Genomic DNA, 18,805 nt, shown 5'->3' on the forward strand with positions numbered 1-18,805 from the left:
CCTTATTACTATTGCGCTTTCAAACCATCACTGACCAAAATCACTTGATGAGGTATCTGTTTCTGTTCCACTTGAGTTCGAATATCCCAACTACTCGTACTGAGTAAGTTTGCATGACTTTCTAGTGTTGGATTGGCCTCGTTCATCCATAACTTGCTGCTATCGACTGAGGGGAAGAAATTGTCATCAAAGTTCATCTGCGGTTTGCCTGCTAACGTCAAAATATTGAGCGTTTCTTGATAGGTTGGCAGCCTCCAATCGGTGATACCGCAGAGTTTGGATTCGTTGGCACGCTGAACAAGCTGATTCACGGTGCAGTAGCGTGCTTTGTCTTGGCTGTAAACGTCACCGTTGATCGCGACGCAGAAGCCGTTGTATTGGTCGTCACTCACCGCCAAGTTATCACTATGCAAGTACCGGTTATCAATGCTATACCAGTGGCGAATGCGATCCCCTTCTACCATCTCACTGTTTGGTACTGCCCAAGTACGGCCAGTTTTGCTTTCAACTGTGCAGCTATGCGGTGTCGCAATATAAGGGAGATCTTGTCGAGCCAAGCGTTCGCCTTGCGCATCCACTTTTAAGAAAGAGAGCGCTTGGTAACCATCGGCGTTGGAGTTTCGCGCGTAGCCACTCATTGTGTCACAAGCGAAATCAGAATCGAAAAGATGCGCGTTAGTCAGCCCTGCATCGCCTAAACGAACGTTGAACTGAGCGCTCGGTGTCCCTTTGTGAGCAATTTGGAAGTAGTAACGAGTGAACTTAGTGAGCCCAGTTAACGTTACCATGTGGTCTGCCGCTGCGGTTTGATGCATGGCATCGCTCAACTTAGCAAAGGGTTTGCTATCCCAGTAAAGCGTGTAACCGCTAGTGCCTTGTGGTTGCCATTCCAAGGTTAACCAGTCGTCACCGCGTCCGCGAACGGCGATACCACGAATTTGATCTTCTGCGAACTCGGTACTGCAAACTGACTCCAATCCATTAATCGGCTCGGCGGGCAACCAACTGCTGCCGGTTTGAATTGCCGAATTCAGTTCGCTGGCGATGTTGTTGTCCGCTGGGAACTGACTCAAACCGCTAAACGCTTGAGCACTCCAGGTCAACAGTGTGTTGATGGTGGTGTCGGTGTCTTCCATATGATGAGCAACATCTGAAACGTTTTTCAGCAGTTGGATGACTTGAAACGGTTCAGGCAAGATGTTGCTTTTGCTATACATGCGATATTGGGCGTTGTAATCCAAATCGAGCAACTGAGCAGCGGTGCGGAAAAAGTCTGAGGCATTGTCGATGGCCGGTAGTGCCTGATTCTCTGCTGATGCCATTTGCATCGCCACAATGCTACTCATCAACTGCACCATTTCCGGCGTGTGTTTAGCAAAAAGTGCATCAATAGCCGTCTGTTTTACCGGTTTGGCATATTGACCACCGCCATGGTGCATCAAGCCACTGCGCTCAGCCAATAGAGCGTGGGCGTTGTTTTCAAATGACACTTTTAGACGCGAGAACTCCTCGGCAGTCACGATACCATCTTGATTCTTATCGATATCCGCTTGCGCCAGTTCACAGAACGCGCCTAAGTAGGAGCGCATTTCAACCCCGCTGTCAGGATCGTAGGCAATCACCGTCAACAGATCTTGCATGTTGTCGGTAGGGTGCTCGCTTGGTTTGGTTAGGTCTTCATTCTTGTCGTAATAAACGTACACCTCATTGCCAGTCGGTTGACAGGTTTCAAAGCCGTTGGTGGTGTCGCGCAGTGTGAGGCGCAGCTCAAACTGGTGGTTCACGGCTTCAATGGCTGTCGACGATTTTTCTTCACCCACTGGTGTAATTGGTACCAACAATGGGCGTTTTGGTTTGAGTGGGTTGTCGTAATGGCTGTTTGCTAAAGGATCGTTCGGGTAAGAACCAATTTGCAGCGAAATTTGCGGGCTCTTCATTCCTGACACCGTTTCGCCTCTCAGCACCAAAGTTCTGCTGGGGTAAGAGTTATCCAATACTTCGCGCAGCACATTGGATTGCTTGACCGCGTGCATCTCAACCCATTTGTCTTTAATGCGTTTTTGCCAACCATCAGGTAGTGTCACTTGATGAGTTTGTGCCATCGCTTGGTAAGTTTCGCTAACTCTATCCAACCAAGGCGTTTCTTCCCCGGCTGCTGGAGATGTCATGTTTTCATTCTCAAGCAGAGTATCAATCAGAGAGGCGCTAGAGAGATTGAGCGAGGTGAGTTCGATTTGTTCGTCGCTATCAAAAGGATCGGCGATCGCATGCAATAACGCGGCAATCGCCATGATTTTCTCACGACCATGTTGCTCCATGATCTCTTGCGCACTTTGTCTGCCACTTGGATCGAGCGCAGAAAATAGCGAGTTAGTTTGAGACAGGGTTAATGGCAACCACTCATCATGTGTAATGAAAGTATCGCTGTTTTTATCTGCGGCGAGTAGTGGTGGCTTGGTGCCAATCGCATTGCGATAAAGTAACACTTCGCGAGTTTCTAATGACGGTTGTTCTGCCGTTTGCGAACGCTCGAAAGCACGCGTGTTAGCCTCTTGTTCACGTGGGTAGATAACGTTTACCGCCTCCACGGTCATAGGGATATTCTCGCTAAGCGTGGCAGGGTCGACTTGTAAAAGGTAGCGAGGTTGGTGCTCTCCAGAGTGTATTTTCACCGCCGAACGGGCCACGATCTCTTCGCCAACCAGCAATCTCACTTCCGTCTTAACGGTTTGATCGGCCGTGATCTTTACTGGCTTAAACTCGGTAACAAAGCCCGTTAACGTTACTTTAGTCGGGGTTGATGGGGTGGCTGGACTGGTGGCTGAGCCGCCACCGTTGCCACCACCGCATGCGGACAATAAGCCTGCAATCGCTGAGGCTACCAAACTCTTGGCAAATAAGCGCATTTTCACTCCTTATTGAAAAATTTGCTTCATAGATGATACAGAGACCAATCTCGCAACTAATCGCACTTTTGTTCTCCTATTTAGATCGATGATCTGTATTTTTTGCTATTTGAAACAATAAAAACTAATTAGTCTCCAGCATGTAAAATATTCATCGCTTTATTTGTTGCGCATAATAATGGAAATGTTATCATTTGCAAATGATATTGATTATCATATTCACTTAAATATTGTTTCGATAAGGAGTAATGATGCTGAAACAATTCATTAACGATGAAAGCGGCGCGACAGCGATCGAGTATGGAATCCTAGCGGCAGGCTTAGCGGCGGGCGGATTGGCAATTTTTGGTTCTGATGGGGTGTTTATCTCTGCCCTGAAAGAGAAGTTTCTCAGCATCGTCAACAGCCTGAACCCAGCAGGCGAGTAAACATGAAGCCAGAGGTTGTCACACTTGTTACCTTGCTGGCACTGCTGCTAATGGTGGTGCTTAGTGATGCGTTGAAGCGGAAAATATACAACGTCAACATCGCACTCCTGTTTTTGGTGGCGATTGGTCATCGCTTTATGCAGGGCTCACCTTTTTGGCTTGATGCGACCTTGTATGCCCTTATTGTCTGTGTTGCGGGAATGCTGCTTTGGCAACACGGTTTACTCGGTGCAGGGGACGTAAAGTTGGCAGCAGTCTGCGCTTGGATCGTTTTTCCTAACTGGTTTGAACTTGTCTTACTCAGTGCGTTTGGGGCAGGAATATTGGCGGTTTGGCAGTTAGTTCGTGCTTATTTTGCCATATCAAACGCGCATCAAGGGACGATTCCACTTGGTGCTTCTATTTCTGCTTCAACCGCTTACCTTATTTTATAAATTGGATTTTTCATCATGAGTCGTTGGTACATGGCTGTCTTTGCAGCTTTGTCGGTTGCCTTATTGTTGGCGGGGTTTGTTTGGCTAGACACCTCCCAGACCCACCAAACATCAAAAAACCTGTCGCCCGTTGAGCGAAAAGCGAAAGTGCTGGTCACCAGCCGAGCGCTGGCGATGGGATCATTTATTGAGCGAGAGAGCTTAGAGTGGGAAGAAGTCTCGCTGCAAGAGCGGGATACCTTGGGTGATGTGTTTCTGCAGCCCGTGTTTGAACTTGAGCAGATCGCAGGCAGTGTTGCGGTGCAGTTTATTCCTGCCAATACGGTGTTATCACCCGCCATGCTGTTGCGTCCAGAACAATCGGATTTTCTTTCTGCACTGGTGAAACCGGGCATGAGAGCGATTTCGATTGAACTTGACCCAATGGCGGCTGGGCTTGGTTTACTGCGTCCGGGAAACAAAGTGGATGTGTTGCTGACAAGTCAGTCAGAAATCGATCAGGATGCCAATGGCACACCTATCTACAACAACATGGCGGTCGAAACGGTACTACAAAACATTCACCTGTTGGCGATTGGCAACCAGTATTCAACGCACCAAAAGCCAGAAAAAAACAACAAAAGTTATGATCCAACTTCAGTGACCTTTGAAGTGTCGCTTCAAGACGCAGAAAAGTTAGTGTTAGCCAGCAAGCTTGGGGAGTTATCTCTGGTGTTGCGAGGCAACCACGATCAAACCGAAGTCGCCAACAAACCGCTTAAGTGGGCAAAAGATATCTCTGGGGCGTATGACCTTGAGCAGCAGCCAACTCAATCGGTCACCGTGATTCGCGGTAACGTGAAGGAAGGTCAGTAATGATAAACATGGTAAAAAAGTGCTTACTTGTATTGATCGCGTGTTTGGTGATGCCATTGGCACACGCAGCAAAACAGATCGATTTGGAAGTGGGTCAAAGCCAGCTCATTCCGCTGTCGAAAGAGATGCGCAGCGTCTACATCGTTGATTCGACCATTGCCGATGTTAAAACCCCGTCTGCCCGCAGCGCGTTGGTGTTTGGTGCGCGAGTGGGGAAAACCGACTTGGTGATTGTTGGCAAAGAAGGGGATGCCATTGCTCACTATCGTCTAAATGTGAAAAACAGTGGTTTGAGTCAATTGGAGCGTCACCTTGAGCTCTTATACCCGGCGTACCGCATTAGCCTTCAATCGGTGGGCGATTCGATCGCCGTCGCTGGCACGGTAGCAAGTCCAGAAATGGCGGCGGATATTTTAAGCTTGGTGAACAATTTTGCTTTGGGGCAAGTTGCAGACAAAGACCGTCTGAAAGAAATCACCGCTGAAGTGAGCCGTAAATCAGCCAACCAGCCTGAAGGGCCAGGTGGGCAGTCGGTGCTGCCTTTGGTGATCAATCAGTTAAAAATCACTGCCGCGCCTCAAGTGAACATTTCAATCCGTATGGTGGAAATGGCCAAGAGTACCAGTGAAGAGCTGGGTATCCGCTGGCAATCAGTGAATCCGAATTGGATGCTGGGCGTTTCACCCGGTAACGAATTTGCCGCGGGGCTGGATTTGACTGACCCCGATAATCTCATTAAAGAATCAGCGTTTATGGGCATTATCGATGCGTTGGCATCAAAAAGCTTAGTGAATGTACTGGCAGAACCAAATCTTACGGCTAAATCGGGTGAAAAAGCGGAGTTTCTAGTGGGGGGCGAGTTTCCTTTCCCAAGCATCGATGGCGATTCGGTTGGCGTTGAGTTCAAAAGCTTTGGTGTCGGCCTTTCTGTCACACCAACGGTGCTATCGGAAAACCGCATTTCTCTTACCGTCACACCGGTTGTGAGTGCATTAAGTCGTCAAAATTCCATCAAAATCAATGGTGTTGATGTGCCTGGTCTGGATAAGCGAACCGCGACGACAACGATCGAGTTGGCCGATGGGCAAAGCTTTGCGTTGGCTGGATTATTAAGAACATCGGAAGAAAACTCCGTGGATGCGATTCCATTTTTGGGTGAGTTGCCCGGTATCGGCGCACTGTTTCGAAGCAACAAGAGCAAGCAGATTGAACGTGAACTGGTGATCATCGCCACGGCGAGTCTGGTTCAGCCGACGGGTGATCTCGAATCTATCCCGACACCACTGGATAACTTTCGCTCACCGACGCGTTTTGAACGCTTGATCTTTGGTGAGTTAGAGGGAGAGGCAAACACACCAAAGTTGATTGGTGATTACGGCTATCGCTACTAACAGGATTTCACAACAACATGATTAACAAACGACCGCATCTATGGATGCTTTCAGCCGCGATGCTGTTCAACGTGGGGTGTACCTCAACGACGAATTTATCCGAACAGCGTGAACTGACATTGAGCTCACCCGACGCGGTGTTGCCCGCTTTGCAGCAACTTCTACAGCCTACTCAGAACCGGGTTGAGCAAGGTGAAGTCTCTGTGTTGATCCGCACTCAGCAGGTCTCGCACAAAAACCTCGCGCAGTGGCAACAACAACTCAGTGATACGCTCTCTTTGCCAGTGGACGTGCGCTGGCAGCAAGTCGATCAAGCCAACGTGGAGGTGAAGATCGATGTTGCGCTTATCCCAGAAACTTGCCGTTTTGAGCCAAATATGGTGTTGAGTGACGCGCAGTGCCGCCACAAACGTCGTCTGCAAATGGCCATGGCCAATCAGCAGCATTACCGTCAAGGCGCGCCGCTGCTGATTACCGAAAGCAGCTTGGAAGTGGGGGCCGTTGAGCGTCTACGCCAAGGCAGTGTAAGAATCGCCGAAGACCCAGCGAAAATTACCGATGGCTCGGGAGGGGAAAGTGGAAATTAAACGTCAATCTATGATGGTTTTTGCCCAGAAAGGCGAGCAAGTGAGCGTGATCGAGTCGGTGGTGGATCGCATCGCACAACTTGATTGCCAAATCCACACGCAAAGCCTAAGCGCAGCGGTTAAGCAGTTAGCGCAGCGTCAATGTGGCGACATTTTACTTTTGCAGGTGCAACGTGATGAGTTGGAGCGCTTGTCTGAACTGGCCAAAGTGACGCCTCCGGGTTGCCAAGTGATTCTCTTCGGCGAGGAAATTTCCTTGTCGGAATATCGTCATCTGATGCAGATGGGCATTGCTGATTATCTTGCATTGCCATTGGATCCAACAGCGCTGCACAAGAGCTTGTTGCACCTTTTAGGAATGCATGCGCAGAAAGGCTTTCAACAAGGCCAAGTCTATTTGGTGAGTGGCACAAGCGGTGGTGTCGGCACTTCTACTATCGCGGCTAACTTGGCGCTTGATCTTGCGAAACATCGCTCGGTTGCGTTGGTCGATTTTAATCTGACCTTTACACAGCATCCGATTTTGTTGGGGGTGGACTATCAGCCGTCTCTGCATCGTTTGGTCACTGAAGTTGAGCGAGTTGACTCCGTGTTGATCAAACAATTTGGCCAAAACGTCGGCCATCAGTTGAGTCTGTTTTATGCAGAGGATCAAGAGGAGTTATCTGTGCAGCAGCGAATCAACGTTGTTAACAAGCTCAAGCAGCAGTTTGCCTACGTCATATTGGATGTGCCTCATTATCTGGTTGAAAAAGTCGAGGACCTGTTGGTCTCTGCCGACAACTTTCTGTTAGTGCACGACTTTTCGTTACAGGCGGGTCGTCGAGCCGATGGTATTTTGTCGAAACTCGAAGGGTATCTGCACCACGTGCATCTGGTGGGTAACCAGAGCCGCGCCAAATCGCATCGGCCTTGGAGTGAAAAGCAGTTGTTTGAAGCGTGGTCAATCACACAATTTAGTGAACTGCCATTCGATAGCAAAGCCTTACAAGCAGCGGAGCACAACGGCGAACCTTTGGTAAAACGCGGTGGAAAGCTCGCTAAAGCGATTGGAAAACTAAAAACGCGCCTAGCGGGGGTCGCCTAATGTTTGGTCAAAAAACTCAACGGGTGCATGCCTCACGAGGTAACCCCTTGGTGATGCCAGAAGCCGCGCAAGCGGCTTTTGAAAAGCTGATTGAACCCTCAGAAGCCGTAAAATTGAGCCGAGCCCAACTGCAGCAAGAGATCAAGAAAGCCGTCGGCCAAATGTCAGCCCAACAACTGCTGCCGTACAACCAATGTGAACTAGCGGTGCTGGTGGAACAGCTGTGTGATGACATGTTGGGAGTGGGGCCAATTCAGTGCTTAGTCGAAGACCCATCGGTGAGTGATATTTTGGTCAATGGCCCTGAGCAAATCTACATTGAACGTCACGGCAAACTGTTGAAAACCGACATTCGTTTTCGCGATAAAAAACACTTGCTCAACGTTGCGCAGCGAATCGTCAATGCCGTTGGGCGTCGCTTAGATGAATCGACACCGCTGGTGGATGCACGTTTAGAAGATGGCAGCCGAGTCAACATCATTGCGCCGCCATTGGCACTCAATGGCGTGTGTATCTCAATTCGTAAGTTCCCTGAACGTCAGTACGATCTTTCCGGTTTGGTTGCTTTTGGTAGCATGAGCGCAGAGATGGCGGAATGCCTTGCGTTGGCCGCACGTTGCCGTTTTAACATCTTGGTTTCTGGTGGAACGGGCGCGGGTAAAACCACCTTGCTGAACGCCATGAGTACACCCATCAGTGATGACGAGCGCATCATTACCATCGAAGATGCGGCTGAGCTGTCACTCACTCAACCTCACTGGATTCAGCTTGAAACGCGAACCGCCAGTTCTGAGGGGACGGGTGCTGTGACGGTGCGCGATTTGGTCAAAAACGCCCTACGAATGCGACCCGATCGCATCATTTTGGGCGAAGTGCGTGGCGCCGAAGCCTTTGACATGCTGCAAGCGATGAATACCGGCCATGATGGTTCCTTATGTACCTTACACGCTAACTCACCAACAGATGCGATGCTGCGTTTGGAGAACATGTTGATGATGGGGGCAGAGCAGATCCCATCAGCGGTTTTGCGCCAGCAAATCAGTTCAGCGTTGGATTTGGTCGTGCAGCTTGAGCGTTCTCACGATGGCAAGCGCCGCGTCACCGCGATTTCCGCCGTTGGTGGTTTGGAAAACGGGCAGATCGCCATACATCCACTGTTTGAATATCGCCTGGATGAAGAAGGGCGCGGTGATTACCACCAAGGCGTTCTGCCGCATGATGTGGTTGAACGCGCGCGCCACTTCGCGTTGGACAAAGCGTGGACGACCTTATTTGCAAGTGTAGGGGGCTAAGAGAGCACCATGCTAGGGCTATTTTTTTTATTCATTTGGCTCGCGATGGGCGCATTGATCATGCGCTCACGTCGCGTTGAAGCGCAGCGGGAGAAACAGCGAAAACGCTACCTTAAACCGTTGGCTGTGACGGAGAAAAAACGACCGCAATGGCTGGCGTTTTACAGCCGTATCGAAACCTTGATCGGAACGGCGCGATTACAGAAGTACCGCTGGTACTTGGTGATGGCGAGCTCCGGACTATTTATCGCCTTACTCTCTCAAGGTATGGCAGCGTCGACAGCCTTACTGTTAGTCAGCGTCATGGCGGTATTGATGACGGTGTTGGCGCTTCGCCATTTTGAGCAGCTTGCCATCCGCGAGTTCAACGCGCAAATGCCCGATATCATCGACAGTATGGAGCGGGCGGTTAAAGTGGGAGCGCCTTTACATGACATCTTTTTTGCCCTCTCAGAGCAGTATCAAGGCAGTGCCAAGCGCTTGTTTCTCGCCATGCATGATCGCCTTAAGTTGGGTCACAGCGTTGAAAGAGTGATGCACTTCGCCGCGCTGCAGATGCCAAGTCAAGAGTTTCACTTTTTGACGACGCTGCTGAGTTTGCAAAGCGAGACCGGAGGTAAACTCTCTCACATGCTCAAGCAACTGGGGCAAACCTTGCGTGAGCGCAGCTTAATGGAGAGCCGTGTGCGAACCATTACCTCAGAATCACGTACCTCTGCCAAGGTGTTGGCGATCTTGCCCCCGGTGTTGATTGGCGTGCTGTATGGCTCTGCCAAAGAGCATTTTGATTACCTGCTGCGTGATGGTACTGGTCAATGGATCCTGCTTTATGTGGTGCTCAGTGTTACTAGCGGCTTGCTGCTGATTCGTCAACTGACCAAGTTCAAGGGGTAAAAGATGGAGCTTGCACAGTTCTTAACGCTGTTTAGCGTATGGATGATGTTGGTGATGGCGATGCTGATTTGGAAAAACAGCCGCCAGCGCAGGCGTCAAGAGGCGCGCCTTGCGTTGTACGTGAAACGAAAATCGCTCAATACCGAACGCTCACACATTGCGATGCACAACTGGATAACCCAATCCGAAAAAGCACGCTTAAGCCGCTTGCTCGCCAATGCTGGCTTTCATAAACCTCAAGCGCTCACTTGGCTTTTGTTGGCAAAAGTTGCATGTGGTCTCTTGGTCGCGTTGATGCTGCTGATTCGACAGGTGCTCAATGAGGAAGCGATATGGAGCCTGTGGTCACTCACTTTTGTGTTGGTCGGCTATGTATTCGGTGCCAATGGCCCAGAGTGGTGGTTGAATCTTAATGCAGACCGATACCGAAAGAAGCTCAAGCAATCTGCGCCAGATGCGATTGATTTACTGGTGCTTTGCGTCGAGTCGGGATTGTCTCTCAACCGCGCCTTTGAACGTGTTGCGCGTTATTTACACACCCAGCATGTGCAGATGTCAGAGCAGTTTCGAATCACCTCGGCTGAGTTAGACCTGCTCAATGATCGCACGCAAGCACTCAACAACTTGAGTTGGCGAACGGGCATTCCAGAGCTGCATACCTTGGCGACCACATTAACGATGGCGGAAAAGTATGGTTCGCCATTGGCCGACACGCTCAGGCAAATTAGCGAAGACGCGCGTCGACAAAGATCGCTGGATATTGAGGAAAAAGCCGGCAAGTTGCCTGGAAAGATCACCTTAATCCAGATGACTATGATCATGTTACCGATGTTGGTGATGGTGATTTCACCGATTCTTTCCCAGCTTCTGACCAGTTTGGCATAACCATCAGCTAGGGCAGCGGTGTTGTGCTGTCCATTTAGGAACCACCCATGAAATTTGCCTACCAACTCATTTTATCGACTTTTGGCCTTTTGCTTGTGGGGTGCGCTGCGCCATCCTCACAACCGAGTGCGGAATCTCTCAATAGTCTGGCGGATACCGCCTTTGAATACGCCCGTTACGATTCTGCCAAAAATAAGTACCAACAAGTGTTGGAGATTTACCCCGAAGAAGCTCACGCGCGTTTGATGCTTGCTCGCATTGACCTACTAGAAGACAGGCCACACGCAGCGCAAGCTCAGTTGCAGCAATTGCTGTTAGAACAATCAGACAACGCCGCCGAAGCCGCGTTCATATTGGGTCGCCACTACCTCAACCAAGGCGATCTTCTACAAGCCAGTAACTATTTACAGCAAGGCTTAGGCTTTAATGAGCAACATGCGGGGCTACACAACTTGTTGGCAATAACGCAAGACGAGCAACAGTTCGCCGAGCAAGCGGAGAGGCATTTTCTGCGTGCAATCGAGCTGGAGCCTGACAGCAAAAGCTTTCGCGTTAACCTCTCATTTCACTACCTGCTTCAAGGGAAATTCACGCTCGCACAATCACAGTTGCAGCCTTTGATGAAGGGGAATCGCGTGCCAGATTTCGTCACGCAGCATTATGCCTTGGTGTTGTTGGCACAAGATGAGGAGCAACAAGCGTTTGAGTTACTCACTCACAGCATGTCTTCGCAACAAGCGGAGCAAGACATTGCGCTACTTAAGCAGCAGTTGAGCCGATTGCAATGAAAGGTCACAGAGGTCAAATAGGCAGCGTCAGTGTAGAAGCTGCCCTGATCATGCCGGTATTGCTCGCCTTAGTGCTACTGTTTTTTGAAATTGGACGGGTGCAATGGCATTTTTCTGCACTCGATCATGCGATTCAACAAGCAAGGCGCGCTACCCAATTGAAACAGGTCGCGGACCCGAATGCGTTAATTGAACAATTTTCACAACAGCTCCAGTTGCACAGTCCAGATTTGGCGCGCAACGCCAATATCGAATCCCAACGGTTTGCCTCTATAGCCCAATGGCTGGGTGTCACGGAGAGAGAAACGGCGCAACAGGGGCAGTTGCAGCACGGAGTTATCGTCATCACGGTTTCTCTTGAACTGCCTCCTTTGGCAATTCCTTTATTGACGGATCAAGAGATGGTATACCGCTACCGCAATCAGATTGCCATCATACCGGAGAAAGCATTTGAAACTGATTAAGAGTGCCCGCCGCCGAACGCAATCGGGCAGTGTTTCGATTGAAGCGTTGATGTTTATCCCTCTTCTGCTTCTGATGGCACTGGCTTTTATGGATCTCACCACGCTGATCCGCAGTAACGACAAGGTCCAAGAGCTCAGCCATACCTTAGTTCGAGCTGTCTCGATGCAAGATATTCAAGATGGAAACCAATTGCGCGAATGGATTCCCGCCTACTTGCAACAAGCGGAGCAATTGATGGCAAAGCCAGGGTCTGTGCTGGGGGTGAATGTTCAATTCCTCTCTGAGCAAAAACCGTTTGCAGTGGCAGAAGGGGCGTGCCAACCCCCTCAAGTTGAGTTTAAGTTGAGCGAGGTGGATCTTTGGGTAGTCAGTGTTTGTTATCAGCCAGCGCCAAAACAGCTTTTATCCCATTGGTGGGTGCTCTTTTCTGAGCAGCAAGCCCTCGTCAGCCACGCGATTTACAAAAGGAGATAAGATGCGCAAGCAAGCAGGCGGTATTTCCGTCTTTATGCTGGTGATGTTGGTGAGTATGTTGGTGTTTGCCGCTTGGGTAACCGATGTGATGCGTATTTACAGCGTGCACAACCAAGTGGCCAATGCAACTGATGCCGCGCTCGCCTCCGCGATTATTAGCGAAGTGCCTGAAGCAACGGCCGTCGAACTATTGAATGCGAACCTCAGTTCGGGCACCGCGAGCCTTTTTGCACAAGGAATTCGTGTTACACATCAGCGCGATGAACAAGAAGAAAACTTGCAAGTAGAGCTTGATTTCGTGCCCAACTCACTCAATGTGACTGCCTCCGAGATAGTGCCAATATCCGCTCATGCTAAAGCCGGTGTGAGCAGTAACAAGGCGGAAATTGTCTTTATGCTGGATGTTTCAAATTCCATGTCCGGCGAGCCGATGGCCAAAACCAAACAGGCATTGCTGGCCTTTGCCGATAAGCTCTATTCGCGAGGCAATCGCAATCAAAATTATGTGGTGAGCATAGTGCCTGCCTCAGGGAATGTGAACACCGGCCCAATGGAGGAGATCTATCTCGGCTCTTTTCGCCGCTACGATCACGCACAAGTCAAACGTGAAAACCGTTGGAGTGACATGTTTGACCGAGGCAGCGGCCGTGCGCCTGCGGTACCTGGGAGAAAACGCAATGCCATGTGTCGCGATTTGGAGTACGAAGGGAACAATCCGGGTACACTCGGTTTGCGTTATTTCCGTAATTTGGAGAAGCAGCCTCAGTTTGCCAGCAACAATTCCAAACGGATTATTCGCCCCATTCACAAACCAGTTGTCTCGTTTTTTGACGACGGTACACCGCTCGATCCGGCGGTCTATCCATCAACCAACCCGAGCAATAACTATCGTCCTTTTCACGAGGATAAGGCAATTTTTGATGACATCGAATGTCATGTGAACCCGATTGTGCCGTTTATTAGCGAGCGGAGACACTTTGAAAGCACGGTTCAGCGTTTAGTCCCAGGCATGAATACCAACAATGCTGAGGGAATGGTCTGGGCGATGCGCCTTTTGTCGCCATATTGGCAGGGCATTTGGGATGCTTCTCGCCCGCAGTTGCCACGGCATTACGGTGATGAAAACAGCAGTAAATACTTGGTGATGTTTTCCGATGGTAATCATTTGCTTGACCCTGCGTTTCGCGACAAAAAAATGAAACTGATTTGTACCCAACTCAAGCAACCGGGTCGCGACGTGAAAGTCATCACCATCAATTTTGGTGGCGCGGCAAGTCAGCGTTTGATGCAGTCGTGCGCCTCTGGCCCCGAGTTTTATCATGTGGCGAGTTTGTTTAGTGTTGAACGCGTGTTTGAGCAGATTGCCGATCAGGTGATCAGCAGTTCCTTAATAGAGTAACGCAAGGCTATGGCGGCTATGGCGCGATGAAAAAGCCCTCACATCATGTGAGGGCAGAACAAGCTGGCATTAAATGGGCAAGGTGCGTTCAATCCGTTGGTATGCCAGGCAGTGGAATCTATAGCGGCGTTGTCGCTTAAGCGGTTAGAGCAGCAAGGTGCTCACTTGCCGAAGCTAAGCCTTTAGAGGCAAAGTCGTCACCCATGTTGAGCGCTTCTGCGTAGACAAATTCAACCTCAGTAATACCGATAAAGCCTAAGACGGTGCGAAGATACGGTGTGACGTTATCGCTGGCGGCGTCTTTGTGGATCCCGCCGCGTGTGGTGATCACAATCGCTTTTTTACCTTCAATCAGCCCTTGCACGCCGACTTCGGTGTATTTGAACGTCACACCAGCGCGGGCAATCAGATCAATCCAGTTTTTCAGCTGTGTCGGTACCGTGAAGTTGTACATTGGGGCCGCGATAACCAGCATATCTGCCGCTTTCACTTCGGCAATTAGAGTGTCTGAAAGCTCAACAATCGCTTGCTGCTCCGCGCTCAACTCGCCGCTGGCACGCAGTGCTGTCGCGACTTGGAAGTCCAAAACAGGCAGAGGTTGCTGCGCTAAGTCACGCACGGTAATTTCTTGTTGGTCGAGATTTTTGACCAATTCATCAACCAGTTTATTCGATTGAGAGTGGTCGCCAAGAATGCTTGATTTAAGAACGAGGAGACGAGACATAGGAGATTCCTTAAGCTTTGTTGCAAAGTATGTGGCCATTCTAGTCACTTTTTATTGAGTGAGAAGTCAAGGAACTTGGTAGTCTCATTCGAAAAATTAGAATAACGCTCATTGGTGGCTTTTCTTGAGGCTGTGGTACAATCCGCGCAGTTTTAAGTCATGAAAAGAATAGGAAATGCTTTGACGTCGTCACAGCCCAATACACAATCCAAGCCGCCGGAGCAAAAGGCTCAGGCGAATACCGCCGCGTCTTTACGCCAAGCGCTCAGCCAGTGCTTGATCAAAGATCGCTTCCGTCTCAGTAAGCGCATTTCGGGTGCCAGCAAAATCAAAAAAGAGTCAGCACGTCACGCCGTGTTTGATGAGATAGCACTAGATATCGCTAAATCGATGATGGAAGTGGAGCAGCGCTGTCGCCTGCAACCCAAAATTGACTACCCTGAAATCCTGCCTGTTAGCCAGAAAAAAGATGACATCGCCAAAGCGATCGCTGAGCATCAGGTGGTGATTGTGGCGGGGGAAACGGGTTCAGGGAAAACCACCCAGCTACCGAAAATTTGCGCCGAGTTGGGCCGAGGTAAATTTGGCCTGATTGGTCACACTCAGCCGCGCCGTTTGGCTGCTCGTTCGGTCGCCAGCCGTATTGCCGAAGAGATGGAGACCCAACTGGGCGATTTCGTCGGCTACAAAGTGCGTTTTAACGACCAAATCTCCGAACATACCCAGATCAAACTGATGACCGACGGTATTTTGCTGGCGGAAATCCAGCACGACCGTTTTCTCAATCAGTACGACACCATCATCATCGATGAAGCGCATGAACGCAGCCTCAATATCGATTTTATTCTCGGCTACCTCAAAGAGCTGTTGCCGCGTCGTCCAGATCTCAAAATCATCATCACTTCCGCGACGATTGATCCGGAGCGCTTTTCTAACCACTTTGGCGGCGCACCGATCATCGAAGTTTCTGGCCGAACCTATCCGGTTGACACTCGCTACCGCCCGCTCAGTGGCGAAGATGAAGACGATCGCGATCAGCTCGAAGGCATTTTTGAAGCCGTTGATGAGCTGTGCGACGAAGGGTTAGGCGACATCCTGATCTTCATGAACGGTGAGCGCGAGATCCGAGATACCGCCGATGCCTTGGCGAAACGTAAACTCAAAGACACCGAAATCATCCCTCTTTACGCGCGTTTGTCAGCAGGCGAGCAGAATAAAATCTTCCAGCCGCACGTTGGGCGTCGCATTGTGCTGGCGACTAACGTCGCGGAAACCTCGCTGACGGTACCGGGGATTAAATACGTGATTGATCCGGGTACAGCGCGCATCAGCCGTTACAGCTATCGCACCAAAGTGCAGCGTTTGCCGATTGAACCCATTTCGCAAGCCAGTGCCAACCAGCGTAAAGGCCGTTGTGGACGGGTGGAAGAGGGGATCTGTATTCGGCTTTACTCTGAGGAAGATTTTAACTCACGCCCAGAGTTCACCGATCCGGAAATTCTGCGCACCAACCTAGCTTCGGTTATTTTGCAAATGACGGCGCTCGGCCTTGGCGATATTGAAGCGTTCCCGTTTGTTGAAGCGCCGGATAAACGCAATATCCAAGACGGTGTGCGTCTTTTAGAAGAGCTGGGCGCGATTGACTCGCAAGCGAAAGACGCCAACAAACGCCTGACCGCGATAGGCAAGCAGTTAGCCCGTTTGCCGATTGACCCACGGTTAGCGCGCATGGTGTTGGAAGCGCCTAAGTATGGCTGTTTGAAAGATGTGATGATCATTGCCGCTGCGCTCTCCATCCAAGATCCGCGCGAGCGTCCATCGGACAAACAGCAATCGTCGGACGACAAACATCGCCGCTTCTTCGACGAAGAGTCTGATTTCCTTACTTTCGTCAATCTGTGGAACTACATTCAAAAGCAGCAAAAAGCGCTTTCGGGTAACCAGTTCCGCCGCCAGTGCAAAGAGGATTACCTCAACTACTTGCGGGTGCGCGAATGGCAAGACGTCTATTTCCAAATCCATCAGTCGATGCGGGAAATGGATTTCAAACTGAATGATGAACCGGGCTCATTTGATGCAGTTCACAGTGCCATCTTGGTCGGTCTGTTATCGCACATCGGCATGAAAGATCAGGAGAAGAACGAATATCAGGGCGCACGCAATGCCCGTTTCCATCTTTTCCCTGCCTCCGGTCTGTTTAAGAAGCAGCCGAAATGGGTGATGTCGGCCGAGCTGGTGGAAACCTCCAAACTGTGGGGACGCGTGGTGGCGAAAATCCAACCAGAATGGATTGAACCACTCGCCAAGCACCTGATAAAACGCAGTTATAGCGAGCCGCATTGGTCGAAAAAGCGTGCAGCGGTAATGGCCTATGAGAAAGTGATGCTGTACGGCATTCCTATCGTGCCAAAGCGTTTGGTCAACTACGGCAACATTGACGCCGCAGTGAGCCGTGAGATTTTCATTCGCAGCGCACTGGTGGAAGGAGAATGGGAAACCAAACACGCCTTCTTCAAGCAAAACCGCAAGTTGCTGCAAGAGGTGGAAGAGCTTGAGCATAAGTCGCGACGCCGTGACATCTTGGTCGATGATGAGGAGCTGTTCCAGTTCTACGATCAGCGCGTGGGGACGGACGTGGTTTCTGGTAAGCACTTTGACACTTGGTGGAAACAAGCGGCGAAGAAAGATCCTGAACTGCTGAACTTCGAAAAAGAGATGCTGTTCAAAGGCGACGCCAGCCATGTCACTGATTTGGACTATCCGAATTTCTGGCATCAAAACGGCCTGAAACTCAAACTCAGCTACCAATTTGAACCGGGTGATGACAGCGATGGCGTGACGGTGCATATTCCGCTGCCGATTCTCAACCAAGTGGATGCGGCCGGTTTTGACTGGCAAATTCCGGGCTTGCGCCATGAGTTGGTGGTGAGCCTAATTAAGTCGCTGCCAAAGACATTGCGCAAGAATTTTGTTCCCGCACCGAACTATGCGGATGCGTTTTTGTCGCGTGTGAGCGCGATGGAAATGCCGTTATTGGATGCCTTGGAGAAAGAGCTGCGCCGTATGACAGGCGTGGAAGTGCTGCGCGAGGACTGGAAACTTGAACAGGTGCCCGATCACTTGAAAGTCACTTTCCGCGCGGTGGACGAGAAAAATCGTAAACTGAAAGAGCACAAAGATCTGCACGAATTGAAAGAGAGTTTGAAAGAGAAAGTGCAGGAAACGCTCTCCAAAGTGGCCGATGATGACATCGAGCAGCAAGGTTTGCATACGTGGAGCTTTGGTGAGCTGCCACAGGTCTACCAGCAAAAACGCGGTGGTTATCAAGTCAAAGCCTACCCGGCGATTGTCGATAACAAAGACAGCGTGGAGATCAAGCTGTATGAAACCGAGCAAGAGCAGATTTCGGCCATGCGTGCGGGTCAGCGTCGTTTGATCTTGCTCAACGTGCCGTCGCCGATTAAGTATCTGCACACCAATTTGCCGAACAAGTCGAAGCTTGGCCTCTACTTCAACCCGTATGGCAAGGTGCTCGATCTGATTGACGACTGTATCGCCTGTGGGGTGGACAAGCTGATTGAAGAGCAGGGCGGTTTGGTCTGGGAACCCGAAAAGTTCGAGGCGCTCAAAGAGCATGTTCGTGCCGAGTTGGGTGACACTGTGGTTGAAATCGCCAAACAAGTGGAAACTATCCTCACTACCGCCTTTAATATAAATAAGAAGTTGAAAGGAAAGATTGATTTCACCATGGCGTTTGCACTGTCTGACATCAAGGCGCAAATTGAAGGTTTGATCTTCAAAGGCTTTGCCACGGAATGCGGCTGGAAGCGTTTGCCTGACATTCTGCGCTACATGCGTGCAATTGAGCGCCGCATGGAGAAGCTGCCTATCGATCCAAACAAAGATCGTCTGCATATGCTTAAGATCGAATCGGTGGTGAATGACTACAAAGAACTGCTGAATAAAATTCCGAAAGGGATGGCCGTGCCAGACAATGTGAAGGAGATTCGCTGGATGTTGGAAGAGCTGCGCGTGAGTTATTTTGCCCAGCAGCTCGGCACGCCGTATCCGGTTTCGGATAAACGGGTTAAAAACGCAATAGATGCTTGCTAATTCCGCACTTGGATGTAGGCATATTAATTGCAGAATGTATAATAGCGGGCATTGATACGTCTATCATGAGGCAAAAACCTGCC

16 protein-coding genes are annotated in these 18,805 nt (G+C 50.2%); 14 read left to right on the forward strand and 2 right to left on the reverse strand.

The annotated features are described in order from the left end of the window. Positions 1–8: 8 nt before the first annotated feature. Positions 9–2,906, reverse strand: a complete 2,898-nt coding sequence (locus tag UF06_RS17110) for a DUF1566 domain-containing protein (RefSeq protein ID WP_045571514.1) — start codon at positions 2,904–2,906, stop codon at positions 9–11. A gap of 251 nt (positions 2,907–3,157) precedes the next feature. On the opposite strand from UF06_RS17110, the gene UF06_RS17115 reads away from it, so the two are divergent. The 13 genes from UF06_RS17115 to UF06_RS17175 are packed head-to-tail and all read left to right on the forward strand — an operon-like array spanning position 3,158 to position 13,885. Then, positions 3,158–3,334: a Flp family type IVb pilin gene (locus UF06_RS17115; RefSeq protein ID WP_045571515.1), complete on the forward strand. Its 177-nt coding sequence runs from the start codon at positions 3,158–3,160 to the stop codon at positions 3,332–3,334. A gap of 2 nt (positions 3,335–3,336) precedes the next feature. Further along, entirely contained in the window at positions 3,337–3,768 is a 432-nt protein-coding gene (locus UF06_RS17120; RefSeq protein ID WP_045571516.1) for an A24 family peptidase, read from the forward strand. 15 nt (positions 3,769–3,783) lie between these two features. Next, on the forward strand, positions 3,784–4,623 hold the full coding sequence (gene cpaB, locus UF06_RS17125) for a Flp pilus assembly protein CpaB (RefSeq protein ID WP_045571517.1): 840 nt from the start codon (positions 3,784–3,786) through the stop codon (positions 4,621–4,623). Continuing rightward, positions 4,623–6,014 carry a pilus assembly protein N-terminal domain-containing protein gene (locus UF06_RS17130; protein WP_045571518.1) on the forward strand — a complete coding sequence of 464 codons (1,392 nt, stop codon included), beginning with the start codon at positions 4,623–4,625 and terminating at the stop codon, positions 6,012–6,014. The genes cpaB and UF06_RS17130 overlap by 1 nt, the downstream gene beginning before the upstream one ends. A gap of 17 nt (positions 6,015–6,031) precedes the next feature. Continuing rightward, the gene (locus UF06_RS17135; protein ID WP_045571519.1) at positions 6,032–6,601 is read left to right on the forward strand and encodes a hypothetical protein; all 570 of its coding nucleotides are present in this window, start codon (positions 6,032–6,034) and stop codon (positions 6,599–6,601) included. Further along, positions 6,591–7,688: a P-loop NTPase gene (locus UF06_RS17140; RefSeq protein ID WP_242402030.1), complete on the forward strand. Its 1,098-nt coding sequence runs from the start codon at positions 6,591–6,593 to the stop codon at positions 7,686–7,688. Before UF06_RS17135 ends, UF06_RS17140 begins: the two co-directional genes overlap by 11 nt. Beyond that, positions 7,688–8,980 carry a CpaF family protein gene (locus tag UF06_RS17145; RefSeq protein ID WP_045571520.1) on the forward strand — a complete coding sequence of 431 codons (1,293 nt, stop codon included), beginning with the start codon at positions 7,688–7,690 and terminating at the stop codon, positions 8,978–8,980. Before UF06_RS17140 ends, UF06_RS17145 begins: the two co-directional genes overlap by 1 nt. Before the next feature lie 9 nt (positions 8,981–8,989). Then, complete coding sequence (locus UF06_RS17150) at positions 8,990–9,874, forward strand: type II secretion system F family protein (protein WP_045571521.1); 885 nt, start codon at positions 8,990–8,992, stop codon at positions 9,872–9,874. Between the two features lie 3 nt (positions 9,875–9,877). Next, entirely contained in the window at positions 9,878–10,759 is an 882-nt protein-coding gene (locus tag UF06_RS17155) for a type II secretion system F family protein (protein ID WP_045571522.1), read from the forward strand. Positions 10,760–10,806: 47 nt separating this feature from the next. Beyond that, the gene (locus UF06_RS17160) at positions 10,807–11,547 is read left to right on the forward strand and encodes a tetratricopeptide repeat protein (RefSeq protein WP_045571523.1); all 741 of its coding nucleotides are present in this window, start codon (positions 10,807–10,809) and stop codon (positions 11,545–11,547) included. Further along, positions 11,544–12,011 carry a TadE/TadG family type IV pilus assembly protein gene (locus UF06_RS17165; RefSeq protein ID WP_045571524.1) on the forward strand — a complete coding sequence of 156 codons (468 nt, stop codon included), beginning with the start codon at positions 11,544–11,546 and terminating at the stop codon, positions 12,009–12,011. The genes UF06_RS17160 and UF06_RS17165 overlap by 4 nt, the downstream gene beginning before the upstream one ends. After that, a complete protein-coding gene (locus UF06_RS17170; RefSeq protein WP_045571525.1) occupies positions 11,998–12,486 on the forward strand; it encodes a hypothetical protein in 489 nt (162 codons plus the stop codon). The genes UF06_RS17165 and UF06_RS17170 overlap by 14 nt, the downstream gene beginning before the upstream one ends. Position 12,487: 1 nt before the next feature. After that, the gene (locus tag UF06_RS17175; protein WP_045571526.1) at positions 12,488–13,885 is read left to right on the forward strand and encodes a VWA domain-containing protein; all 1,398 of its coding nucleotides are present in this window, start codon (positions 12,488–12,490) and stop codon (positions 13,883–13,885) included. Between the two features lie 136 nt (positions 13,886–14,021). Here UF06_RS17175 and UF06_RS17180 read toward each other — a convergent pair whose 3' ends face one another. Then, positions 14,022–14,609 carry an FMN-dependent NADH-azoreductase gene (locus UF06_RS17180; protein WP_045571527.1) on the reverse strand — a complete coding sequence of 196 codons (588 nt, stop codon included), beginning with the start codon at positions 14,607–14,609 and terminating at the stop codon, positions 14,022–14,024. Positions 14,610–14,768: 159 nt separating this feature from the next. Between UF06_RS17180 and hrpA the strand changes: the two genes are divergently transcribed. Then, positions 14,769–18,722: an ATP-dependent RNA helicase HrpA gene (gene hrpA, locus UF06_RS17185; RefSeq protein WP_171816753.1), complete on the forward strand. Its 3,954-nt coding sequence runs from the start codon at positions 14,769–14,771 to the stop codon at positions 18,720–18,722. Positions 18,723–18,805 lie beyond the last annotated feature (83 nt).

It is taken from the genome of Vibrio sp. S234-5, assembly GCF_000960595.1.
Classification (GTDB): Bacteria; Pseudomonadota; Gammaproteobacteria; order Enterobacterales; family Vibrionaceae; genus Vibrio.

Coding starts and splice junctions, on each gene's coding strand:
- UF06_RS17110 (WP_045571514.1), bottom strand. CDS start 2,906: ATGCGCTTATTTGCCAAGAGTTTGGTAGCCTCAGCGATTGCAGGCTTA.
- UF06_RS17115 (WP_045571515.1), top strand. CDS start 3,158: ATGCTGAAACAATTCATTAACGATGAAAGCGGCGCGACAGCGATCGAG.
- UF06_RS17120 (WP_045571516.1), top strand. CDS start 3,337: ATGAAGCCAGAGGTTGTCACACTTGTTACCTTGCTGGCACTGCTGCTA.
- cpaB (WP_045571517.1), top strand. CDS start 3,784: ATGAGTCGTTGGTACATGGCTGTCTTTGCAGCTTTGTCGGTTGCCTTA.
- UF06_RS17130 (WP_045571518.1), top strand. CDS start 4,623: ATGATAAACATGGTAAAAAAGTGCTTACTTGTATTGATCGCGTGTTTG.
- UF06_RS17135 (WP_045571519.1), top strand. CDS start 6,032: ATGATTAACAAACGACCGCATCTATGGATGCTTTCAGCCGCGATGCTG.
- UF06_RS17145 (WP_045571520.1), top strand. CDS start 7,688: ATGTTTGGTCAAAAAACTCAACGGGTGCATGCCTCACGAGGTAACCCC.
- UF06_RS17150 (WP_045571521.1), top strand. CDS start 8,990: ATGCTAGGGCTATTTTTTTTATTCATTTGGCTCGCGATGGGCGCATTG.
- UF06_RS17155 (WP_045571522.1), top strand. CDS start 9,878: ATGGAGCTTGCACAGTTCTTAACGCTGTTTAGCGTATGGATGATGTTG.
- UF06_RS17160 (WP_045571523.1), top strand. CDS start 10,807: ATGAAATTTGCCTACCAACTCATTTTATCGACTTTTGGCCTTTTGCTT.
- UF06_RS17165 (WP_045571524.1), top strand. CDS start 11,544: ATGAAAGGTCACAGAGGTCAAATAGGCAGCGTCAGTGTAGAAGCTGCC.
- UF06_RS17175 (WP_045571526.1), top strand. CDS start 12,488: ATGCGCAAGCAAGCAGGCGGTATTTCCGTCTTTATGCTGGTGATGTTG.
- UF06_RS17180 (WP_045571527.1), bottom strand. CDS start 14,609: ATGTCTCGTCTCCTCGTTCTTAAATCAAGCATTCTTGGCGACCACTCT.
- hrpA (WP_171816753.1), top strand. CDS start 14,769: ATGAAAAGAATAGGAAATGCTTTGACGTCGTCACAGCCCAATACACAA.